Origin of the sequence: Bradyrhizobium campsiandrae (assembly GCF_014529705.1) — a bacterium.
Classification (GTDB): Bacteria; Pseudomonadota; Alphaproteobacteria; order Rhizobiales; family Xanthobacteraceae; genus Bradyrhizobium; species Bradyrhizobium campsiandrae.
Genome location: NZ_JAANIH010000296.1, coordinates 1 through 363, shown reverse-complemented (window position 1 = coordinate 363; position 363 = coordinate 1). Strand labels below are relative to the sequence as shown.

The 363-nt window shown below is 66.9% G+C and carries 1 protein-coding gene; it reads right to left on the bottom strand.

Annotated elements, in window-relative coordinates:
- Positions 1-363 (bottom strand): DUF1522 domain-containing protein (locus G8O24_RS43165; RefSeq protein ID WP_188108472.1); only part of this gene is annotated, 363 nt, incomplete at both ends.

The following is a 363-nucleotide window of genomic DNA, read 5'->3' as shown; positions in this document are numbered from 1 at the left end:
TCGCAGCACCGCTGGCAATCGTTGCGGTCTGCTCGCCGGTGGCAAGGTCGATCGCGGTCAGCACGTCGTTGACGGTGCCGCCCTGCAGATAGACGGTCGAGTTGCCGGCGCCGTCGGTCAGGACGTTACCGTTGACACCAAAACCGGTCGGAACGCTGGGAGCACCGGTCGAGCCCGGGATCGGCGCGTTCTTGAAGGTGATGACGTGACCGTCGACGTTCAGCGTCGAACCGTCCGAGATCTCCGCACCCAGCGAGCCCGCGCTCGTGGTCCGGTTGACGTTGACGGTGGCGTTGCCGCCGCCGACCGACGTGGTCAGGCCGAGCGCCTTGAGCAGGTCGGCCTTGCCCGTCACGCTCAGAT